At 72.5% G+C, this 18,765-nt stretch carries 20 protein-coding genes; 7 read left to right on the top strand and 13 right to left on the bottom strand.

Annotated elements, in window-relative coordinates:
* Positions 1-160: 160 nt before the first annotated feature.
* From Vau01_RS11260 to gap, 5 genes are read right to left on the bottom strand one after another with little or no spacing between them, the layout of a single operon-like run.
* Positions 161-1,357 (bottom strand): glycosyltransferase, encoded by a 1,197-nt coding sequence (locus Vau01_RS11260; protein WP_203990352.1) that lies wholly within the window; start codon positions 1,355-1,357, stop codon positions 161-163.
* 9 nt (positions 1,358-1,366) lie between these two features.
* Positions 1,367-4,027 carry a pyruvate, phosphate dikinase gene (gene ppdK / locus Vau01_RS11255; protein ID WP_203990350.1) on the bottom strand — a complete coding sequence of 887 codons (2,661 nt, stop codon included), beginning with the start codon at positions 4,025-4,027 and terminating at the stop codon, positions 1,367-1,369.
* Positions 3,979-4,833, bottom strand: a complete 855-nt coding sequence (locus Vau01_RS11250) for a DUF6544 family protein (RefSeq protein ID WP_203990348.1) — start codon at positions 4,831-4,833, stop codon at positions 3,979-3,981. Before Vau01_RS11250 ends, ppdK begins: the two co-directional genes overlap by 49 nt.
* A 7-nt stretch (positions 4,834-4,840) precedes the next feature.
* Entirely contained in the window at positions 4,841-5,203 is a 363-nt protein-coding gene (locus tag Vau01_RS11245) for a hypothetical protein (RefSeq protein ID WP_203990346.1), read from the bottom strand.
* 5 nt (positions 5,204-5,208) lie between these two features.
* Positions 5,209-6,234 (bottom strand): type I glyceraldehyde-3-phosphate dehydrogenase, encoded by a 1,026-nt coding sequence (gene gap, locus Vau01_RS11240; RefSeq protein ID WP_203990344.1) that lies wholly within the window; start codon positions 6,232-6,234, stop codon positions 5,209-5,211.
* A 215-nt stretch (positions 6,235-6,449) separates the two neighbouring features.
* Between gap and Vau01_RS11235 the strand changes: the two genes are divergently transcribed.
* Genes Vau01_RS11235 through Vau01_RS11220 form a run of 4 tightly spaced genes read left to right on the top strand, consistent with a single transcriptional unit; the run spans position 6,450 to position 9,120 of the window.
* The gene (locus Vau01_RS11235; RefSeq protein WP_203990335.1) at positions 6,450-7,247 is read left to right on the top strand and encodes a universal stress protein; all 798 of its coding nucleotides are present in this window, start codon (positions 6,450-6,452) and stop codon (positions 7,245-7,247) included.
* A gap of 48 nt (positions 7,248-7,295) precedes the next feature.
* Positions 7,296-7,763, top strand: a complete 468-nt coding sequence (locus Vau01_RS11230) for a VOC family protein (protein ID WP_203990333.1) — start codon at positions 7,296-7,298, stop codon at positions 7,761-7,763.
* A gap of 33 nt (positions 7,764-7,796) precedes the next feature.
* Entirely contained in the window at positions 7,797-8,231 is a 435-nt protein-coding gene (locus tag Vau01_RS11225) for a VOC family protein (protein ID WP_203990332.1), read from the top strand.
* Between the two features lie 22 nt (positions 8,232-8,253).
* Complete coding sequence (locus Vau01_RS11220; RefSeq protein ID WP_203990331.1) at positions 8,254-9,120, top strand: alpha/beta fold hydrolase; 867 nt, start codon at positions 8,254-8,256, stop codon at positions 9,118-9,120.
* A gap of 1 nt (position 9,121) precedes the next feature.
* On the opposite strand, the gene Vau01_RS11215 is transcribed toward Vau01_RS11220, so the two are convergent.
* Positions 9,122-9,754 (bottom strand): GNAT family N-acetyltransferase, encoded by a 633-nt coding sequence (locus Vau01_RS11215; RefSeq protein ID WP_203990330.1) that lies wholly within the window; start codon positions 9,752-9,754, stop codon positions 9,122-9,124.
* 210 nt (positions 9,755-9,964) lie between these two features.
* Here Vau01_RS11215 and Vau01_RS11210 point away from each other — a divergent pair, with 210 nt between their 5' ends.
* A complete protein-coding gene (locus Vau01_RS11210) occupies positions 9,965-11,329 on the top strand; it encodes an ankyrin repeat domain-containing protein (RefSeq protein ID WP_203990328.1) in 1,365 nt (454 codons plus the stop codon).
* On the opposite strand, the gene menC is transcribed toward Vau01_RS11210, so the two are convergent.
* Both menC and Vau01_RS11200 read right to left on the bottom strand, forming a co-directional pair.
* Positions 11,295-12,404 carry an o-succinylbenzoate synthase gene (menC, locus tag Vau01_RS11205; RefSeq protein WP_203990326.1) on the bottom strand — a complete coding sequence of 370 codons (1,110 nt, stop codon included), beginning with the start codon at positions 12,402-12,404 and terminating at the stop codon, positions 11,295-11,297. The two genes, Vau01_RS11210 and menC, sit on opposite strands and share 35 nt — an antisense overlap.
* Positions 12,401-13,183: a GNAT family N-acetyltransferase gene (locus Vau01_RS11200; RefSeq protein WP_239151490.1), complete on the bottom strand. Its 783-nt coding sequence runs from the start codon at positions 13,181-13,183 to the stop codon at positions 12,401-12,403. Before Vau01_RS11200 ends, menC begins: the two co-directional genes overlap by 4 nt.
* 51 nt (positions 13,184-13,234) lie before the next feature.
* On the opposite strand from Vau01_RS11200, the gene Vau01_RS11195 reads away from it, so the two are divergent.
* Both Vau01_RS11195 and Vau01_RS11190 read left to right on the top strand, forming a co-directional pair.
* Positions 13,235-13,885: a DUF4082 domain-containing protein gene (locus Vau01_RS11195; protein ID WP_203990324.1), complete on the top strand. Its 651-nt coding sequence runs from the start codon at positions 13,235-13,237 to the stop codon at positions 13,883-13,885.
* Between the two features lie 47 nt (positions 13,886-13,932).
* Positions 13,933-14,718 (top strand): hypothetical protein, encoded by a 786-nt coding sequence (locus Vau01_RS11190; RefSeq protein WP_203990322.1) that lies wholly within the window; start codon positions 13,933-13,935, stop codon positions 14,716-14,718.
* An 8-nt stretch (positions 14,719-14,726) separates the two neighbouring features.
* On the opposite strand, the gene Vau01_RS11185 is transcribed toward Vau01_RS11190, so the two are convergent.
* The 5 genes from Vau01_RS11185 to Vau01_RS11165 are packed head-to-tail and all read right to left on the bottom strand — an operon-like array spanning position 14,727 to position 18,728.
* Positions 14,727-15,293: a dienelactone hydrolase family protein gene (locus Vau01_RS11185; RefSeq protein ID WP_203990321.1), complete on the bottom strand. Its 567-nt coding sequence runs from the start codon at positions 15,291-15,293 to the stop codon at positions 14,727-14,729.
* Between the two features lie 40 nt (positions 15,294-15,333).
* The gene (locus Vau01_RS11180) at positions 15,334-16,467 is read right to left on the bottom strand and encodes an SMI1/KNR4 family protein (protein WP_239151526.1); all 1,134 of its coding nucleotides are present in this window, start codon (positions 16,465-16,467) and stop codon (positions 15,334-15,336) included.
* 15 nt (positions 16,468-16,482) lie between these two features.
* A complete protein-coding gene (chrA, locus tag Vau01_RS11175) occupies positions 16,483-17,610 on the bottom strand; it encodes a chromate efflux transporter (RefSeq protein WP_203990312.1) in 1,128 nt (375 codons plus the stop codon).
* Entirely contained in the window at positions 17,611-17,994 is a 384-nt protein-coding gene (locus Vau01_RS11170) for a VOC family protein (RefSeq protein ID WP_203990310.1), read from the bottom strand. It abuts the gene before it with no gap.
* Positions 17,991-18,728, bottom strand: a complete 738-nt coding sequence (locus tag Vau01_RS11165; RefSeq protein ID WP_203990308.1) for a metalloregulator ArsR/SmtB family transcription factor — start codon at positions 18,726-18,728, stop codon at positions 17,991-17,993. Before Vau01_RS11165 ends, Vau01_RS11170 begins: the two co-directional genes overlap by 4 nt.
* Positions 18,729-18,765: the final 37 nt, after the last annotated feature.

Here is an 18,765-nt window from a genome sequence, read left to right as displayed (position 1 = left end):
GGTTACACAGGTCCCGTCGACCGTCAGATGCGCCGACTCCATCGCCTCCAGCCCGGGCGCCGGAACCGCCTTGACCGCCCTGCCGCCCGCCACGGACCAGCAACCCACGACCGTGGAATCGGCCGCCACCACCGGTACGTCGGGTCCGGCGAAGGGTCGGTCAGGCAGCGCTTCGCCGGCCGGTAGCCGGTGCCCGCTGTCGTGGCGCGGAGCGAGGCGACGCCACGAGCGCGACAAGCCCGGCGATCTGCTCGGCGGCGTGAACGGACGTGTGGTTTCCGCCGGCCGGCGTCGGTCCGGCGAGGGTCCGCTCGACCGCGGCGGCGAGCGCGTCGGGGTTCCCGGGCGGCACGACCGCTCCGGGGCGGTCGCCCATGGTCTCGATCGCATAGGGCGTCCGCGTGGCGACCACCCGTAGGCCGAGGGTGACGGCGTCGGCGAGCGGCCGGTCGTCGGTGCGGCCGATGTCGAGGTCGGGGGCGACGTAGACATCGGTGGCGTGCAACAGTGCGGCGGTGTCGGTGATCGACAGGTCGGTGTCGAGCAGGATGAGCCGGTGGGCGACCCTCAGCGCGGTCGCTGCCCGGAGGACGGCCCGTCGGTAGGGGTCGTCGCCCGGCCCGGCCTGGAACGCGAGCGTCCGGCCCGCGACCACGTAACGGACGTCAGGGTGGACGGCGGCGAGGGCGGGCAGCGCGGCGACGGCGACCTCGATGCCCCGCGCGGGTGACAGGTGTCCCAGCGTGGTGAGCACCGGTCCGGCACCGCACCGGGCCAGAACGGCGGGTCGGGGGCGCGGCACGCGGAGGTCGGGCGCCGGCCCCGGCGGGACCACCGCCACCCGTCGGGGCGGCACGATGCCACTGGCCGCGAGTGCCTGCCGGGCGCAGTTCGACGAGACCACGACACCAGCCGCGTCCCGGCACAGCGCCGACAACACGTTCGCCTCGTCCGGTCGCGGGAACGGGCGCACCTGGTGCGGCGCGACCAGGTACGGCACGCCCAACCGGGTCAGCTCGTCGGTCAGCCCCAGCAGGTACCGCCCGCGCGGGCCGCCGGCGCTTCCCGGGCCGACCTCCAGCAGCGCGACGTCGACGCCGAGGCGCCGCAGGCGCTGACCGGCCCGGCGGTAGGCACTGGGGTCGTCGGCGGCGATGCTGCCCGCCGCCGCCCGGCCCGCCGCGTGCGGCGGGCCGTCACCGTGGTCGATGGCGAATACGGTCAGGCCGATGCGGGGTGCGACGACCGGCAGCATCCGGCACAGTTCATCGGTGTGGGCGGCGACGGGGCAGGGCCGCGGCGGGGTCGGTGAGACGATCGCCAACCTGATCCGGCGCCGGTTGTCGGTGGTGAACATGTCGACTCCTCACCGGCTGTCCGAGCCTTCGCCCGTCACTGCCGCCCGCCCGGCCTCCAATCGGGCCACCGGAACCCGGTAGGGGGAGCAGGAGACGTAGTCCAGCCCGACCTCGTCGAAGAAGTGCACCGAGTCCGGGTCCCCGCCGTGCTCGCCGCACACCCCGATGGTCAGGCCGGGGTTGGCGGCGCGGCCCTCGTCGACCGCGATGCGGATCAGCCGGCCGATGCCGGTGGCGTCGATCGACTCGAACGGGGAAACGCCGAAGATGCCGAGTTCGAGGTAGCGGGAGAAGAACGCGCTCTCGACGTCGTCGCGGGAGAAGCCCCAGCCCATCTGGGTGAGGTCGTTGGTGCCGAACGAGAAGAACTCGGCGACCGGTGCGATCTCGCCGGCGGTCAACGCCGCGCGCGGCACCTCGATCATGGTACCGATACGCGCCGACCGGCCGCCGTCCACAGTGGACAGAACCTGTTCGATCTCGGCCCGGACCACCTCGAGTTCCTGTACGGAACCGATCAGCGGAACCATGATCTCCGGCCGTGGGTCGCCACCGTCGGCGCGGACCTGCGCCGCGGCCTCGGCGATCGCCCGTACCTGCATCGCGAACAGCCCGGGGACGACCAGGCCGAGCCGGACACCGCGCAACCCGAGCATCGGGTTCTCCTCGTGCATCCGCTGCACCGCCGCCAGCATGGTGGCGTCGGCGCCCGGATCCTCGCCCCGCTCCTCGGCCCGCGCGACCCGCACCGCGAGTTCGGTGAGCGGGGGCAGGAACTCGTGCAGCGGCGGGTCGAGCAGCCGGATCGTGACCGGCAGCCCGTCCATCGCACTGAGAATCTCGATGAAGTCCTTTCGCTGCAACAGGAGCAGGGCGTCGAGGGCGGCCTGCCGCTCCTCGTCGGAGGTGGCGAGGATCAGGCGTTCCACCAGCGGACGCCGTTCACCGAGGAACATGTGTTCGGTGCGGCACAGCCCGACGCCGGTCGCGCCGAGGCGGCGGGCGCGGGCGGCGTCGTCGCCGGTGTCGGCGTTGGCGTGCACACCCAACCGGCGCCGTGCGTCGGCGTGCGCCAGCAGCCGGCCGACCGCGCGCAGCAACGGATCCTCACCCGCCTTGATGGTGCCGTCGAGGTAGCGGGCCACCCGCGACGGGCGCACCGGGACGGAACCGACGTAGACGTCGCCGGTGGCGCCGTCGATGGAGATGACGTCGCCCTCTCGCACGACCGTGTCGCCGACCCGGAAGCTGTCGCCGTCGATGTCGATGGCGTCGGCGCCGCACACGCAGGTGCGTCCCATGCCGCGGGCGACGACGGCGGCGTGCGAGGTCTTGCCGCCGCGGCTGGTGAGGATGCCCTGCGCGGTGATCATGCCGGGCAGGTCGTCGGGGTTGGTCTCGCGCCGGACGAGGATGACCGGTCCGGTGGCCGCCGCCGCGCGGGCGGAGTCGAACACGGCGCGTCCGACGGCGGCGCCGGGGGAGGCGGGCACGCCGCGGGCGAGCGCCTTCGGGGTGGCGGCCGGGTCGAACGTGGGGAACATGAGGGTGGTCAGCTGGCGGCCGGTGACGCGGCGCAGCGCCTCGTCGAGGTCGATGAGCCCCTCGTCGACGAGCTGGTTGGCGATGACGAACGCGGCTGCCGGGGTGCGCTTGCCGACACGGGTCTGCAGCATCCACAGGGTTCCGCGTTCGATGGTGAACTCGATGTCGCACAGGTCGCGGTAGTGCTTTTCGAGGCGCGCCATCAGCTCCAGCAGCCGGTCGTACGATCGTCTGTCCACTGTGGCCAGTTGCGACAGCGGCATCGTGTTGCGGATGCCCGCGACGACGTCCTCGCCCTGCGCGTTCTCCAGGTAGTCGCCGTAGACGCCGCGGGCGCCGGTCGCCGGGTCGCGGGTGAACGCCACTCCGGTCCCGGAGTCTTCACCCAGGTTGCCGAAGACCATCGCCATCACGTTGACGGCGGTGCCGAGGTCGGCCGGGATGCGTTCCTGGCGCCGGTACACCACCGCGCGCTCGGCGTTCCACGACCGGAACACGGCCTGCACCGCCAGCCGCAACTGCTCGTGCGGCGACTGCGGGAACTCGCGGCCGGTGTGGGTCTGGAAGACCTTCTTGTAGACGTCGACCAGGTGCCGCAGGGCGGCGTCGTCGAGATCGGTGTCGGCGGTGGCGTCCCGTAGCGCCTTCTCCGCCGTGAGCGCCGCTTCGAACTCCTCACCGGGAACGTCGAAGACGGTGCGGCCGAACATCTGGATGAGCCGGCGGTAGGAGTCCCAGGCGAACCGGACGTCGCCGGCGTGCGCGGCGAGACCGTGGACGCTGGTGTCGTTGAGTCCGATGTCGAGGACGGTCTCCATCATGCCGGGCATCGAGAACTTCGCGCCCGAGCGCACCGACAGCAGCAGCGGATCGTCGGGGTCGCCGAGGGTGCGGCCCATCTGCGTTTCGAGCCGGTGCAGGTGATCGGCCACCTCGGCGAACAGGCCCGCGGGGACGTCACCGGTGGACAGGTAGGCGCGGCACGCGTCGGTGGAGATGGTGAACCCGGGCGGCACGGGCAGGCCGAGCCGGGTCATCTCGGCGAGGTTCGCGCCCTTGCCGCCGAGCAGGTCCTTCAGGTCCTTGTTTCCTTCAACGAAGTCGTAGACGTACTTGGCAGCCATTGCCGAACTCCTTCCAGATCGGAATCGACGCGGACGTTGGTCGCCATCCCGTCGACATCGAGGACGAACCAGGGCCGCGGCTGATCCGCCCAACGGACGCTGATCCGCGCCGGGCACCATCCGCCCGGCCCGTGCGTCCACCGCTCGAACCACACGTACCAACCGACCTTCGGTCCGCCGGGGGTCCGGTACCGCAGGGCGCGGCACTCGGTGATCAGGCCGGTGTCCGGGTCGAACCGGACCATCAGCCGATCGGTGCCACCGCCGAACGGCACCCGCAGCAGCGCCGAGTCCGCGTCGACGGACTGCCACCGGACGCCCGGGCGGACGGCCAGCACCGCCGGCACCAGGAGCAGTTCCGCCCACAGGAACAGGTTCTCGCCCTGGTCGATCTCCGGTCCGGTGACCGTCCGGCGGCCGATGCGCGTGCGTCCGTGCCCGTCGACGTAGTCGTCGACCGCGCGCAGCACCGGCAACCCGTACCAGGTGACGGCGAGCCGTTGCCGGGCGTTCCAGCCGACCCGGTGGGCCGACCAGAACCGGACGGGCAACCGGAGCATCCGCGCCGGGCGCATCCAGGCGCGGCCCCACAGAACGAAGGTGTCCACGGCGGGGACGTGCCACCCGTCGAACCCGAGCGCCCGGTGATACCGGACGACGGGCTCGGGCAGGTCCCGCGTCACCTCGACGGTGCCGCGCGGCGGACCGGCCGGCACGCGGCGCGCCCGGGGTGGCCGCACCCGGAATCCGAGCACGGCCACGACGACGAGGCCGACCGCCGTCACCACAATCCATTGAACATTCATGGCGTCCTCACTCGACGACAAGACGACGGGCCCGCAGCAGGCGCGCCCACCACGGGCGGCGGCCGGCCGGTCGCAGGGGCGGCAGGGGAGCGCCCTTGAGGCTCACCCAGCCGCCGGGTCCCATCGACACCGAACCGATCGCCGGCCGGCGCCGCGCGGCCCCCCGGGCTGCCATGGCGGCCGCGGCGAGCGCGGTCGCCGTGACCGCGCACCACGCCAGGCGTTCGACGTCGACCACCGGCCGGAGCCGCGCGCCGTTCCGGTCGGCGATCACGACGGCCACCGGCCGTCCACAGCCGTCGGCCCGGCCCACCGGGACCACCACGGTTTCACCCGCGGTGGTCACCGGACGCAGGCTCACGGTGCGCATGTCGCTCACCGACCTGCCATGAGCGTCGTCAGGTCGACCAGCCGCTGGGTGTAGCCCCATTCGTTGTCGTACCAGCCGAACACCTTCACCAGGTTCCCGTCGGCCTGCGTGAGGGCGGCGTCGAAGATGCACGAGTGCGGGTCGCCGACGATGTCGCGCGACACCAGCGGTTGCTCGGTGTAGCGCAGGATCCCGGCGAGCGGGCTCTCGGCGCCGGCGGCGGCGAAGGCACTGTTCACCTCGGCGGCCGTCACCGGGCGGCTGAGCCTGGCGGTGAGGTCGGTCAGCGACCCGTTCTCGACCGGAACCCGCAGGGCCACACCGTTCAACCTGCCCTGCAACTCGGGCAGGACCAGCCCGATCGCCTTCGCGGCGCCGGTGCTCGTCGGGATGATGTTGACGGCGGCCGCGCGGGCGCGCCGCAGGTCCTTGTGCGGGGTGTCCAGAATGACCTGGTCGTTGGTGTACGCGTGCACGGTCGTGAGGTAGCCCTGTTCGAGCCCGAACGCCTCGTGCAGCACGTGCACCATCGGTGCGGCGCAGTTGGTGGTGCACGACGCGGCCGACACGATCTCGTGGGCGGGGCCGAGGTCTGCGGTGTTGACGCCGAGGACGACCGTCGCGTCCGCGCCGTTTCCAGGGCCCTTGCCCGGCGCGGAGATCAGGACCCTTTTCGCGCCCGCCTTCAGGTGCAGGGCGGCGTCGTCGCGGGTGCGGAACCGGCCCGTGGACTCGATCACGAGGTCGACGCCGAGTTCCGACCACGGCAGGGCGGCGGGGTCGCGTTCGCTCAGCAGCGCGATCCGCTGACCACCGACCTGCAGCGTCGAGTCGTCGGCCTCGACCGGCCAGCGCAGCGGCCCGAACGTCGAGTCGTGCGCGAGCAGGTGCGCGAGCGTCGCGGGCGGCCACAGGTCGTTGACGGCGACGATGTCGACGTTGCCGTCGCCGAGAATGCCGCGTTCGAGCGTGGCGCGGAGGTAGTTGCGGCCGATTCGGCCGAAGCCGTTGATGGCCACCCGGTACACCATGACGTCCTCCCTGAGCGTTGTCGTCAGGGCGAGCGTCCCGCCGCGTGGCGCACACCGTCAGGGCCGAACGGCACCCGGAGCGCGACCAAAGGACCCGTCGGCTCCGTCGGACCCGCGCGGTGGGGACCTTCGGCCCTGACGACCCGTCCGGCCCGGCTGCCAGGCTGAATCGACGGAGCTGGCCGAAGGACCGAGCTGGCTGAAGGGAGTTGGTCATGATGCAGGCCTACGTGGTTGCCGGGATCGACGGGTCGCCGTCGAGCGTCGCCGCGGCGCAGTACGCCGCCGAGTGGGCGGAGCGGTCCGGCCGGGACCTGCACCTGGTGCACGGGTCGCGGCACGGAGAGCCCGGTGACGACGTCCTGCGCCGGGTCGCCGACTGCCTGACCGCGCAGCATCCCGGCCTGTCGATCGTCTGCCGGGCGGTGCCCGGTGCGGGGTCGGCCGTGCTGGTGGAGGAGTCGGGCGCGGCGGAGCTGACCGTCGTCGGCAGCCGCGGCGGCGGCTCGATCCCGACCGCCGCACTCGGCGCGACAGCGACGATCGTGGCCACCCACGCCAGGGGTCCGGTCGTGATCGCCCGGCCGCCGGCGGCCATGCCGGGACCCGATCTGCCGGTACTGGTCGGCGTCGACGGCTCCGACCACAGCGTCGCGGCACTGGATTTCGCGTTCGACATCGCGCGCCGCACAGGCGCGTCGGTGGTGGCGGCGCACGTCTGGTGGACCGGCCGGATGGCGTCGGACGCCGACGCGCAGCACCGGGCGGAGACGGCCGGTGCGGTGCTCGACGACGCCCTCGAACCCTGGCGCGCCAAGTTCCCGGACGTGCGGCTGGAGGAGAAGCTGGTGTCCGGCGCCAACGTCGCGGAGGACCTCGTCGCCGAGTCCGCCCACGCCGGCCTTGCCGTCGTCGGCACCCGCGGCCACGGTGGCTTCGCCGGCCTGCTGCTGGGTTCGGTCAGCCTGTCCGTGGCGCAGCACGCCCACTGCCCGGTGGCGATCGTCCGCTGATTCCGGGTCTGTGGAGACGACGCGGGATTCCGCCTCTAAGGTGGGTCGATGGCATCGGTCAAGCAGGTCCAGATCACGTTCGACTGCGCGGATCCCGGGCGCGTCGCCGGTTTCTGGCGTGAGGTACTGGGGTACGTCCACCCCGGCCCGCCCGGAGTCGACCTGGCCGAGGGCGCCGATCCGCTGGCGGCATGGGCCGAGTTCCTCGACCGCCTCGGCGTTCCCGAGGATCAGCGCAACACCAGATCGGCGATCGAGGATCCGGAAGGGCACGGCCCACGGATCTTTTTCCAACGCGTTCCGGAAGACAAGCTCGCCAAGAACCGGGTCCATCTCGACGTCCGCGCGGCCCCGGGCCTTCAGGGCGAACAGCGCATGGCGGCGCTGGAGGCCGAGTGTGACCGGCTCGTGGCGCTGGGAGCGGCGCGGATCCGCCGATACGAGCCGGAACCGCCCATGAGCGCCGGCTTCATCGTGATGGCCGACCCCGAAGGCAACGAATTCTGCCTCGACTGAACACCCGCCCGAGCCGGCCTCTATTGTGGGCCGATGGCGTCGGTCAGGCAGTTCCAGGTCACTTTCGACTGCGCGGAACCGGAGCGCGTCGCGCGTTTCTGGTGCGAGGTGTTGGGGTACGTCGTTCCGCCGCCGCCGGAGGGGTTCGCCACGTGGGACGATTTCGATCGCTCGTTGCCGCCCGAGCATCAGGGCTCGGCGTTCGCGTGCGTTGATCCCTCAGGTGTGGGGCCGCGACTGTTCTTCCAGCGCGTTCCCGAGGGCAAGGTCGTCAAGAACCGGGTGCACCTCGACGTGCGGGTCGGCACCGGGCTCGTGGGCGACGAGCGCCTGGCGGCCCTTGAGGCCGAATGCGTCCGGCTGGTCGCGCTCGGTGCGGTACGCGGGCAATTGCTGGTTGCCGACGGCGTCAACGAGTCGTGCCAGGTGATGCAGGACGTGGAGGGTAACGAGTTCTGCCTCGACTGAGCGCCGGCTGTATCGTGGCGGCGTGGACCGCACAACGGCCGTCGACGGATTCCGCCTCGCGTACGAACGGACCGGCTCCGGTCCCGCCGTGGTGCTGTTGCACGGGTGGCCCGGCGACCGCACCGAATACCGTGCGGTCGCGGCGCTGCTGCCGACGGCCGACGTCGTGGTGCCCGACCTGCGCGGCTTCGGCGCGTCCGACAAGCACCCGGTCGACCCGACGGAGCACTACAGCGCCGACGCGCAGGCGCACGGCGTCATCCGGCTCATCGACGAACTCCGGCTGGACCGTCCCGTCCTCGCCGGGTACGACATCGGCAGCCGGATCGCCCAGGCCCTCGCCCGACAGCGCCCCGACCTGATCCGGGCGCTGGTGCTCGCCCCGCCGCTGCCCGGCATCGGCGACCGCATCCTGACCCCGGCCGCCCAGCGGGAGTTCTGGTACCTGCATTTCCACCGGTTCCCGATCGCCGACGAACTCGTCGACGGGCGGCCCGAGGCCGTGCGCCACTACCTGCGTCACTTCCTGACCCACTGGTCGAAGCCAGGGTTCACCGTCGGCGACGAGCACCTCGACCACCTCGTCTCGGTGTACTCCGCCCCGGGTGCGTTCACGGCCTCGATCGCCTGGTACCGCGTCGGCTCGGGCCGGCTCGATGGCGTGGTGGGCGAGCACGCGCCCCACCCGGCGCAGCGGATCGCCGTGCCGACCACGGTGCTGTGGCCCGACCACGACCCGCTGTTCCCGCTCGACTGGTCCGACCGGCTCGGCGACTTCTTCGCCGACGTCGACCTGCGACGCGTCGACGGCGGGCACTTCCTGCCGCTGGAGTGTCCACGGGAGTTCGCCGCCGCCGTGGCCGCCGCGGAGGGCATCCGGCCCGCGTGATTCAGGTATTCGGGGTCCGGCGGAGCCGTGCTTCCAGGGTGGCCCGGCAGCCCGGCCATTCCGCGTCGATGATGGAGTACATGGCGGAGTCCCGCAGGAGTCCGGCCTCGCCCGGTGCCCACGAGCGCGACCACCGTCGCAGGACGCCTTCGAAGCGGGCTCCGGTGCGTTCGATCGCGGTGCGGGACAGGGTGTTGCGGGCGTCGGTCTTGAGGTCGACGCGAGCCACGTTCCAGTTGTCGAAGGCGTTGGCGAAGAGCAACAGCTTCGCCTCCGTGTTGATGCCGGTGCCCTGGGCCGAGGCGGCCAGCCAGGTGAAGCCCACCTCCACCGCGTAGAGCGCGTCGCGGTCGGGCCACAGCCGGGGATCCCAGTAGGCGGTGGCGCCGATCGCCCGTCCGCTTGTCTTCTCCACCTGCGCGTACGGCATCAGCGTCCCGGCCGCGGCCCGGGCCAGTTGGGTGTCGACGTAGTCGCCGACGTCGGCCGCCGTGGGCACCCACGTGAACCGGTACGAGGTCCGATCCTCGTCGGCCGCCGCCGCCAGGTGGGCGGCGTGCCGGTGATCGAGCGGCTCCAGCCGGACGAGGGCACCGTCCAGGATCGGAGGCGTCGGCGTGGACGGGAATGGCATGCGCTCTCCGTTCGCGGCTTGCCGGGCGCACGACCGTAGCAAGGGGTTGCCGTCGGGTGGAGCGGATTACTAGTGTGGATGGAGCGTGCGAGGACGCTGCCGGTCCGCGGGCAGGGATTTTCCCACCTCGAGCACCACACGTGAACGCATTGGGCAGGACCAACCTCTTTCCGGCCGGGCAAGCGGACCTCGGCGACGAAGGAGGTTGTGGTGTCCGATCGTCATTTCGAGTTGCCGGCCAGTCCGAACCTGGAGTACTACCGCAAGCAGGCCAAGCACCTGCACCGCGCGTACGCCACGGCCGACGCCGAAGCCGAGGCCCGGGTCGCCGACGTGTTGGGCGGTCGGGCCGCCGAGCGGTTCCAGCTCACCGACGCCCAGTTCGTGCTCGCCCAGGAACACGGATTCCCGAACTGGGCCGAGTTCCGCGCCCACGTCGAGAACCGGAACACCACCGGCGACCGGCCGGTCTCCCGCCTCGTGGGGATCGGGCCGGGTGCCTACGCCTCGATGGCCGACGCCCTCCTGGTCGAGTTGCGCCGCGACGACCCGGGTGCGCTGCGACGGTTGCGGGCCGGCGTGCCCCGGTACGCCACCGCGACGTCCGCCGCGACCGCGGGGCTCCGGGACGCACGGCTGGTGATCGCGCGCGAGCTCGGTTTCCCGACGTGGCGGGAGCTCATGTCGTTCACGGAGAAGTCCCGGCGCGATCTCGACGAGCGGCGGGAGAGGTGGCGGAGCCTGCACGGCGACGCCGAGGCCCTGCTGGCCGGCGACACCGATCGGTTGGCCGGCCTGACCGCCGGGCAGGCAGACACGTTGCTGCACATGGTCGCGATGCCGGAGGCGATCCCCGGTGTCCGGCTCGACGAGGCGCTCGGTGTGCCGCGCGCCGCGCTGGAGGTGGTGCTCGGCAAGGCCACCGACCTGAACCTCCCGCTGGTCTGGGCGGCCCGCTCCAACCGGGTCGAGTACGTGCGCCTGCTGCTCGCCGCCGGCGCCGACCCGGGCGACCGGAGTCGGGGCGCCACCGCGTTGGAGAACGCCATCCACCACGGCCACACGGGAGTCGTCGACGTGCTCGCCGGGTACGGGATCGTCCCGCCGGCGCTGTGGACGTACGCCGCCTGCGGCCGGCTCGACCTGGTGCGGGACCGGTACGAGGCGGCGGGCGCGGAACGGGCCCGCCCCGAGCCCGCGGACGCCGGCGTCGGCCTTCCGCCCCGGTTACCGGCGACCGATGACCCGGCGGAGATCGTGGGGGAGGCGTTCGTCCACGCCTGCCAGCACGGCCGGGTCGACGTCGTGCGCTGGTTCCTCGACCGCGGCGTCCACCCCGACGTCGCGCCCTACTTCGGGCGGACCGGCCTGCACTGGGCGATCCAGCCCGGTCATCTCGAGGTGGTCCGCCTGCTCCTGGAGCGCGGTGCCGATCCGTCCATCCGCGACGAGATCTTCCACGCCGACGCCGACGGCTGGCTGCACATCTTCTTCGCCGCCCGCCCGCACGATCCCCTGACCCGGGAGCTCCACGAGAGCGTCAACGGACCGGGATCCACTCGGTGCCCGTGGTGACGTCGGCAAGGGCCGCGTCGTCGACGTCGACGCCGATTCCGGGACCGGTGGGCACGGTGATGTGCCCGTCGCGGAGCACGAACGGCGCGGTGATGTCGCGGGCGTAGTAGCGGTCCGACGCGGAGATGTCGCCCGGGAGCGTGCAACCCGGAAGTGCCGCCAGCGCGGCGTTCGCGGCTCGACCGACACCGGTCTCCAGCATGCCGCCGACCCAGGCGGGGACGCCGTGCGCCGCGCACACGTCGTGGATGCGGCGCGCTTCGAGGTAGCCGCCCACGCGTCCCGGCTTGATGTTCACCGCCGAGCACGCGCCGGCGCCGATCGCCTGCGCCGCGACCCGGGCCGACGTGATCGACTCGTCGAGGCAGATCGGTGTGCGCACCGACGCCGCCAGCCGCGCGTGCCCGGCGAGGTCCTCCTCGGGGAACGGCTGCTCGATCAGCAGCAGGCCGAAATCGTCCAATGTGGACAGTCGGGCGGAATCCGTTGCGGTGTAGGCACAATTGGCGTCGACCTGGAGGAGGATCTCGGCGCCGAACCGGTCGCGTACCGCGGCCACCGGTGCCACGTCCCATCCGGGCTCGATCTTCAGCTTGATCCGGACGTAGCCGGCGTCCAGGTAACCGGCGACCGCGTCGAGCAGTTCGCCCACGTCGTCCATGATTCCGACCGACACGCCCGCCGGAACCGTCGGGCGGACCGCGCCCAGGAACTCGCCCAGCGACATGCCGGCGGCCCGCAGCCGGGCGTCGAGCAGCGCGGTGTGCACCGCGGTCCTGGCCATCGGATGACCGCGGACGGCCGCGAACCTTTGCTCCACAAGGTGAAAGTCGTCGGAGCTACCCGCGGCGGGGATCAGGAAACGCCGGATGACGTCGGCCGCGCCGTCGACGTACTCGTGCGAGTAGTGCGGGTCGGACATCGCCACACACTCGCCCCAGCCCTCCGCGTCACCGACGACGGCACGCACGAGGAGGACGTCGCGGCCGTGCTCCACGCCCATCGAGGTGCGGAACGGGCTCACCAACGGCAGCGTGATCCGGCGCAGCTCGAACCCGTTCACCGAGCTTGTCATCGGGCCTCCAGGATGTAGAAGCCGTCGCGCCGGAACCCGGTGACGCGGTAGCCGTCGGCCAGCAGGGTGGTCAGGGCGGCGCGGACCGCGAGCCGCCAGGCGCGCGCGGCGTCCGGGTCCCGGCCGCGCAACGCCTCGATGTCGGTCGGGGTGGCCACGAGCGCGGGCGAGCCGCCGGGTGGCGGCACTGTCGACAGTGGACGGTCGTCAGCGGACCGGCCGAGCACCGGCACCGCCGCGGCGGGCTCCGCTTCCGCTGCTCTCCGGGACGCCGTGAGGTCCCACCGCACGTACAGGCGGTCGGTCTCGTCGCCGGCGTTGACGCCGTCGGTCAACGGGCCGTAGAAGTCGGTTAGGTACGCGGTCGGCTCGGCGCCCAGCTTCGTGATGTTGAAGTAGGCGTTGCGCCCGACGAGCGGGTCGAACGTCCAGCGGACGTCGGTGATCCCGCGCGCCAGCGCCCACTCGCGCTGGTGCAGCTTGAGCGCGTGGCCGACGCCGCGCCCGTGGGTGCCGGGATCGACCGCCGTCACGTGCGAGTGCAGGTGCCCCGTCCCCAGAAATGCCACCGTGCCGCCGACGAGCCGTTCGCCGCGCCACGCGCCCGCCACGTAGTTGCCGGCGTGCGCGAGCGCCCGCACCACGTCGACGGCGAGCACCTGGTCGGCCGCGCCGGCGCGGAACGTACGGTCCAGCAACGCGACCAGCGCGCGCTGCCCGGCGAGTTCCGGCAGGTTCGCGACCCGTAGGTCGTCGACGGCCACATCGTCCCCTATCATGCCCACAAACCTCGACCGCATGGCACTCTATCGACAACACGGGGGTTTCGAATGAGTCCGGTCCACCGCAGCCGACGGCTGCTCGCTGTCTGCACGATCCTGGCATCGACGATCGCGCTGGCGCCGGTGACGCCGAGCGCCGCGCACGGCTCCGGCGTGGAGTACCTGTACTCGCCGTCGGATCCGTATCTCGACCGACGGGTCCAGGAGGTCACCGACACCTCCGACGTGCTGCTGGCGGTGCAGTGGCGGCCGACCGTCGGTGGCACGGTCACCGGCATCCGCATCTGCCTGGACCTCACCCCGCAGCAGGTGAACTCCCGCCTGCCGCTGACGGGCAGCCTGTGGACCGCCGGCGGCGAGAAACTGGTCACGGGCGCCGCGTCCGAGGGCATCCAGTACGCCGCGCCGTGCTTCTACAAGGTGAGCACGAGCCCCACCCATGTGGACGCCGGTCAGACCTACGTGGTCGGCTTCTGGCTGCGCGGCGGGCAGTACTCGTACGTGCCGAACGGCTTCGACGAGGAGCGCTCCACCACCGGTCACCTGGTCGCGCCGTCGAATGCCGACTCGACGGTCGGCGCCGGCAACGGGCTGTACGTCTACAACTCCGACTTCGGCGGCGGCGCGGCGTTCCCCACCGAGAGCTGGCAGAACTCCGACTACCTGGTGAGCCCGGCGTTCACGCCCGACCCGCACTGACGCCGTAGCTGCCCGCCGCGCTGGTGTCGCCCTGCGATGATCCGGGCATGTCGATCCTCGCGCTGACGGCTGTGGTGACGGCGGGTGTGGTGGCGCTGCAGGTGGTGCTCCTCGTGCTGTGGCGGTGGCGTGGCATCCGGGACCGTAGGGTCGCCGCGCTGCTGCCGACGCTGACGGTCGACCCGTACCACGTACTGCTCGTCAGATTCCGTTCGGACCGGCCGTTGTGGCGCGAGGCGGCGGCCAGGCTCCTGCTCGACGGGCTGATCACGGTCGACCACGACGGCGCCCTGACCCTCCCGGCACCCGCCGACGACACGGCACCGACCCATCCCCTCACCGCCGCCCTGCTCGACCACGTCCGCCACGCCGAGGGGCCGGTCGTCGCGGACGACCTGGGCGGGAACGACGACCTGCGGCGGCACCGCGAGACGTTCGAACGGGACCAGGACGCCCGGCTGGTCCACTCGTCCCGCTTCCGCGACGACGGCATCGGCGGGGTCGCCGGGCTGGCGACGGTGCTGCTCGGCTGCTTCTACACCGTCATGGTGGTGATCGCCGTCCCGGGTGGGCCGCTGGAAGGCCTGTGCGCCGCGCTCATTCTCGGTCCCATGATCATCGGTTCGCTCGGCTGGCTCCACCACCGCTGCTGGCCACGCCGCCGGGACCTGTTCGCGGAGCACTGCGCCACGCTGCCGCTGCCCGGGGCGATCAAGGCGCTCGACCCGGACCGGCTGTACATGCTGGATGCCGGCATGCGCGCGAGAACGGCCCGGTACGAGGAGGAGCAACGCCGCCGCGACGCGTTCGACAGCGACAGCGGCGGCTTCTGACCCGGCGTTCAGAGGGCGTCGACGAAACGCAGGCCGCGCTGCCACGCCAGCTCCGCCGCCGCCGGATCGAACTCGGACACGCCGGAATCGGTGAAGAAGTGTCCGACGGCCGGATACGTGAAGAGGTCGACGGCCGCACCGGCGGCGGTCATGGCGTCCCGCCAGGCGGCGACGTCCGCGGGGGGAAACATCGCGTCCGCCTCCCCGACATGCACGTGGACCGGCAGGCCCGCGGGCACCGTGCGGGGGTCGCCGCCGGTGCCGTGCAGCAGGAGAAGTCCGGCGGCTTCCGGACGCTCGGCGAGCACGGCGCCCGCCACTCCCGCGCCCATCGACAGGCCGGCGAGGACGGTGTCGGCGGGGAGGCCGTCGAGCGCCTCGTGTGCCCGCCGCAGGATCGTCGTCCAGCCGACGCGGCCGCTGATCGCGAACCCCTCCTCGATCGATTGCGCGACCCGCCCCGCGTAGAGATCCGGCGCGGTGACGTGGTGGCCCGCCGCACGGAAGAGGTCGGCCGCGGCGCTCACGGCCGGACGCAGGCCGTACACGGAGTGGAAGAGCGCGACATGTCTCACCGTCCCATCCTGCCCGACGCCCGGCCACGCGTTTTCGCGGTCACGCAGGGCGGCGCAGGGCGCGCAGCTGCCGGACGCGGATCGGCAGCTGCCGCAGGCACACCGCCCACAGCACGCCGAACCAGCCCTCGACCGCGGTGTCCAGAAGCGTTTCCCCGTCGACGATGTGCACGTAGACGATCGGCCTTCGGCCGCGGATGCGGCCCACGGACCCGGCGAGCCGCTCGCTGAGGCGCTCGATGTCGTCGGCGAGCGCGGATCGCCCGGCCGCCGCGTAGCGGTCAAGGACGGCCGGGTCGAACGTCTCGCTGTTGTCGTAACAGATGTAGGGCTCGACCCGGTCGCCGCTCGCGGATCGGCGGCGGCGGCCGGTGGACCACGCCCGGGCCATCCGTCGGTCGAAGTCCGGGTCGGTCGCGGCGATCGCGTCGGTGACGGCGAGCAGCAGCTCGGTGTTCCGCTTGACGTGGGCGGCGATCCGCTCCGCGGTCCAGCCGTCATCGGACGTCGTCGTCGGGACGCGAAGCTCCGCGACCAGGTCCCGGTACCGCTGCCGCAGGCGGTCCGGGTCGACGATGGCACTGCCACCCATCGCCCAGCGCCATCCCGGGTGATCCCAGGCGATGCCGTCGTCGTCGATCCAGATCCGGAAACCGTGTACCGGCTCGTCGGAGCGGAAGGCGGCGGCGACCTCGTCGAGCATCGCGGCGACACCCCTCCATCGGGGCGCACTGAACTCCCAGGCGTCGGAGTAGAACTCGCCCACGCAGCCGCGGGCCGGTCCGGGACGCAGGTCGACGAACAGTTCGGTGCCACCATGGTCGGAGGCGATCGGCAGCCACTGTGGCAGCCACACCCCGTACACGGGCGAACCGGCCTGCCCGCCCGCACAGGTGTCGCCGTGTTCCGAGACATCGAGCCACGTTCGGCGACTGCTCAGCGCCGACTCGACGGACATCGGGGTCTGCAGTTGCGGGATGAGCCGGTGGTGCCCGTCCATGCCGTCGGCGAGCCGCCACCACCGGGCCAGGTCGGCCGGCAACGGGCCGCCGACCGCCGTCTCCGCGCGTCGCAGCGATTCGGAGGACGCGGGCGCGCGTACCTGGCGGGCGACCGCGGGGCAGCGGCGCTCCAGGTGGCCGGTGATCTCGGACCACGAATCGTCGACCCGCATCGTCACCGCCGAATCCTAGACCGCACCACCGGCGAGCACGATGAGGACGCCGGCCACGGCGGCGGCGAGCAGGGTGAGCACCGGGCCGCGGCGCAACCCCAGCAACAGCACGGCGGCGCCGGCCAGGACCGCGTACTGCCACGGCTGGCTCAGCGCGAGGGCGAGCGGGACGGCGGAGCCGAGAATTGCGCCGACCGCGGCGGGTCCGGCGCCGTCGAGGAACGCCCGGACGGTGCGGTTGCCGCGGATCCGGTCGAAGCGGTGCGCGCCCAGGAGGATGAACGCGAACGACGGTGCGAACGCCACCGCCGACGCGAGGAGGCCGCCGCCGATGCCGGCCGCGGCGTAGCCGACCACGGCGATGGTGTGCACCACCGGTCCCGGCGTGATCTGGCCCAGCGCGACCGCGTTGAGGAACTGCGCGTCGGTCATCCAGTGATGCTGGTCGACCGCGTCGGCGTGCATCAGCGGGATGATGACGAACCCGCCGCCGTAGGACAGCGCTCCGACCTTCAGGGCAAGCAGGGTGACCGGGAGCAGCACTCCGCCGACGGATCCCGTCGCCGCAAGGGCGGGGAGGAAAGGCACCGGAATGCGCTGGGCCGCCGTCTCCGCGAGGCCGCAGGCGATGAGGAGGACGACGAGCCAGGGGCCGATCGTGGCGGCGGCGACCGCCCCGACGGCCAGGTACACCGTCCAGCGGACGCGACTGCTGTGCTCCGGTGCGCGTCCCCAACCCGGCGGAACCAGCGCGGCGCCCGCGTGGACCGCGACAGCGGCCACCGCGGCGCCCGCGCCCGCACCCGCGGCGCGGACCGCCGTCGGCGGATCACCGCGTAGGAACAGCGCGGCCAGGAACAGGATGAGGATCAGACCGGGGACGATGAACGCGGCCCCGCCGACGAGAGCGCCGGCCCGCCCGCGCACCCGCCAGGCACAGAAGATCGCGAGTTGGGTGGACGCCGGCCCCGGCAACAGGTTGCACGCCGCGATCGCGTCCTCGAACTCCCGCGCGTCGAGCCACTTGCGGTCCTCGACGCAGAGCGTGCGGAACAGCGCGATGTGCGCCGGTGGCCCGCCGAAGCCGACGCAGCCGATCCGGCCCCACTCCCGGAGAACGGTGCCGAGACCGGGGCGGTCCACTCAGGCGCCGGCCGGCTGGAACAGTTCGACCGGGTTGCCGGCCGGATCGTCCAGGACGATCTGCCGCCCGCCGGGGCCGGTGACCACGTCGCTGCGGAACACGACGCCCTTGTCGCGCAGGCGGGTGACCTCGGCGTCGATGTCGTCGACGAGGAGGTGGATGCGGTTCCAGCCGCCGGGGTGCGGCGCGCGGCCGTCCGGCATCGGCCGGCCCGCCGAACTCGTCGGCCCGGACAGCAGCAGCCGCAGGTTGCCCCGCAGGACGTCGGCGAACGCGGGCGGGAACGCGGTGTTCGTGGTGAAGCCCAGGTGCGTGGTGTAGAAGTCGATCGCGGCCTGGACGTCGTCGACCAGGTATCGCACGTGGACGGTGTTGTCGGTCATGTCGTCGTCCTTTCATCGTCGTCGAGGACGTGGAGCAGGAACCCGATCCGCTCGGCGAGTTCGGCGGCGACGCGGTCGAACGCCGGGGGGCCGGCGGGGTCGGCGGCCGGGTCGGGAATGCTCCAGTGCGCGGTCGCCGGATGGTCGGGAAACTCCGGGCAGATCTCGCGGACCCGGTCGCACAAGGTGATCACGTGGTCGAAGCGGTGTCCGGCGAACTCGTCGAGGTGCTTCGGCCGGGCGGTGCCGAGGTCGATGCCGTACCCGGCCATCGCCGCCACCGCGTCCGGATGGATCGGTTTCGGCCGGCTGCCGGCGCTGACGACGTCGACCGCGCCGCCGGACCGCTGCCGCAGCAACGCCTCGGCCATCTGCGACCGGGAACTGTTGCCGGTGCAGAGGAACAGCACGCGGGACCGCGGCGGCACGGCCGGCGGCGCCGGTGCCAGCCGCAGCCCGGGATGCAGCGCGCCGCCCGCCCCCGACAGCAGATCGGCGCACCGGGCCAGGTCGAGGCGGTAGTAGACGTCGCGGCCGTCGGCGGTGCTGCGCCGGGTGCGGACGAGGTCGGCCTTGCGCAGCAGGCCCAGGTGATAGGAGACGAGGCTCTGCTGTTGGCCCACCAGCGCGGTCAGCTCGTGCACCTGCCGGTCGCCGCGGGCCAGCTCACCCAGCAGTCGCCAGCGCAGCGGGTGGCCGGCGGCCCGCACGAACGGCGGCGGCGCATCGTCCATGACCTCGACAATACATCAAATCGGTTTGATGGAAAAT

Source organism: Virgisporangium aurantiacum (assembly GCF_016863635.1).
Lineage (GTDB): Bacteria > Actinomycetota > Actinomycetes > Mycobacteriales > Micromonosporaceae > Virgisporangium > Virgisporangium aurantiacum.
The sequence above is the reverse complement of the archived record's forward strand: the minus strand, read 5'-3'. Positions and strand labels throughout refer to the sequence as shown.

Coding starts and splice junctions, on each gene's coding strand:
- Vau01_RS11260 (WP_203990352.1), bottom strand. CDS start 1,357: ATGTTCACCACCGACAACCGGCGCCGGATCAGGTTGGCGATCGTCTCA.
- Vau01_RS11235 (WP_203990335.1), top strand. CDS start 6,450: ATGATGCAGGCCTACGTGGTTGCCGGGATCGACGGGTCGCCGTCGAGC.
- Vau01_RS11165 (WP_203990308.1), bottom strand. CDS start 18,728: ATGGACGATGCGCCGCCGCCGTTCGTGCGGGCCGCCGGCCACCCGCTG.
- menC (WP_203990326.1), bottom strand. CDS start 12,404: ATGACAAGCTCGGTGAACGGGTTCGAGCTGCGCCGGATCACGCTGCCG.
- gap (WP_203990344.1), bottom strand. CDS start 6,234: ATGGTGTACCGGGTGGCCATCAACGGCTTCGGCCGAATCGGCCGCAAC.
- Vau01_RS11170 (WP_203990310.1), bottom strand. CDS start 17,994: ATGACCGACAACACCGTCCACGTGCGATACCTGGTCGACGACGTCCAG.
- Vau01_RS11250 (WP_203990348.1), bottom strand. CDS start 4,833: ATGAATGTTCAATGGATTGTGGTGACGGCGGTCGGCCTCGTCGTCGTG.
- Vau01_RS11225 (WP_203990332.1), top strand. CDS start 7,797: ATGGCGTCGGTCAGGCAGTTCCAGGTCACTTTCGACTGCGCGGAACCG.
- Vau01_RS11180 (WP_239151526.1), bottom strand. CDS start 16,467: ATGCGGGTCGACGATTCGTGGTCCGAGATCACCGGCCACCTGGAGCGC.
- Vau01_RS11230 (WP_203990333.1), top strand. CDS start 7,296: ATGGCATCGGTCAAGCAGGTCCAGATCACGTTCGACTGCGCGGATCCC.
- Vau01_RS11200 (WP_239151490.1), bottom strand. CDS start 13,183: ATGATAGGGGACGATGTGGCCGTCGACGACCTACGGGTCGCGAACCTG.
- Vau01_RS11190 (WP_203990322.1), top strand. CDS start 13,933: ATGTCGATCCTCGCGCTGACGGCTGTGGTGACGGCGGGTGTGGTGGCG.
- Vau01_RS11195 (WP_203990324.1), top strand. CDS start 13,235: ATGAGTCCGGTCCACCGCAGCCGACGGCTGCTCGCTGTCTGCACGATC.
- Vau01_RS11245 (WP_203990346.1), bottom strand. CDS start 5,203: ATGCGCACCGTGAGCCTGCGTCCGGTGACCACCGCGGGTGAAACCGTG.
- ppdK (WP_203990350.1), bottom strand. CDS start 4,027: ATGGCTGCCAAGTACGTCTACGACTTCGTTGAAGGAAACAAGGACCTG.
- Vau01_RS11215 (WP_203990330.1), bottom strand. CDS start 9,754: ATGCCATTCCCGTCCACGCCGACGCCTCCGATCCTGGACGGTGCCCTC.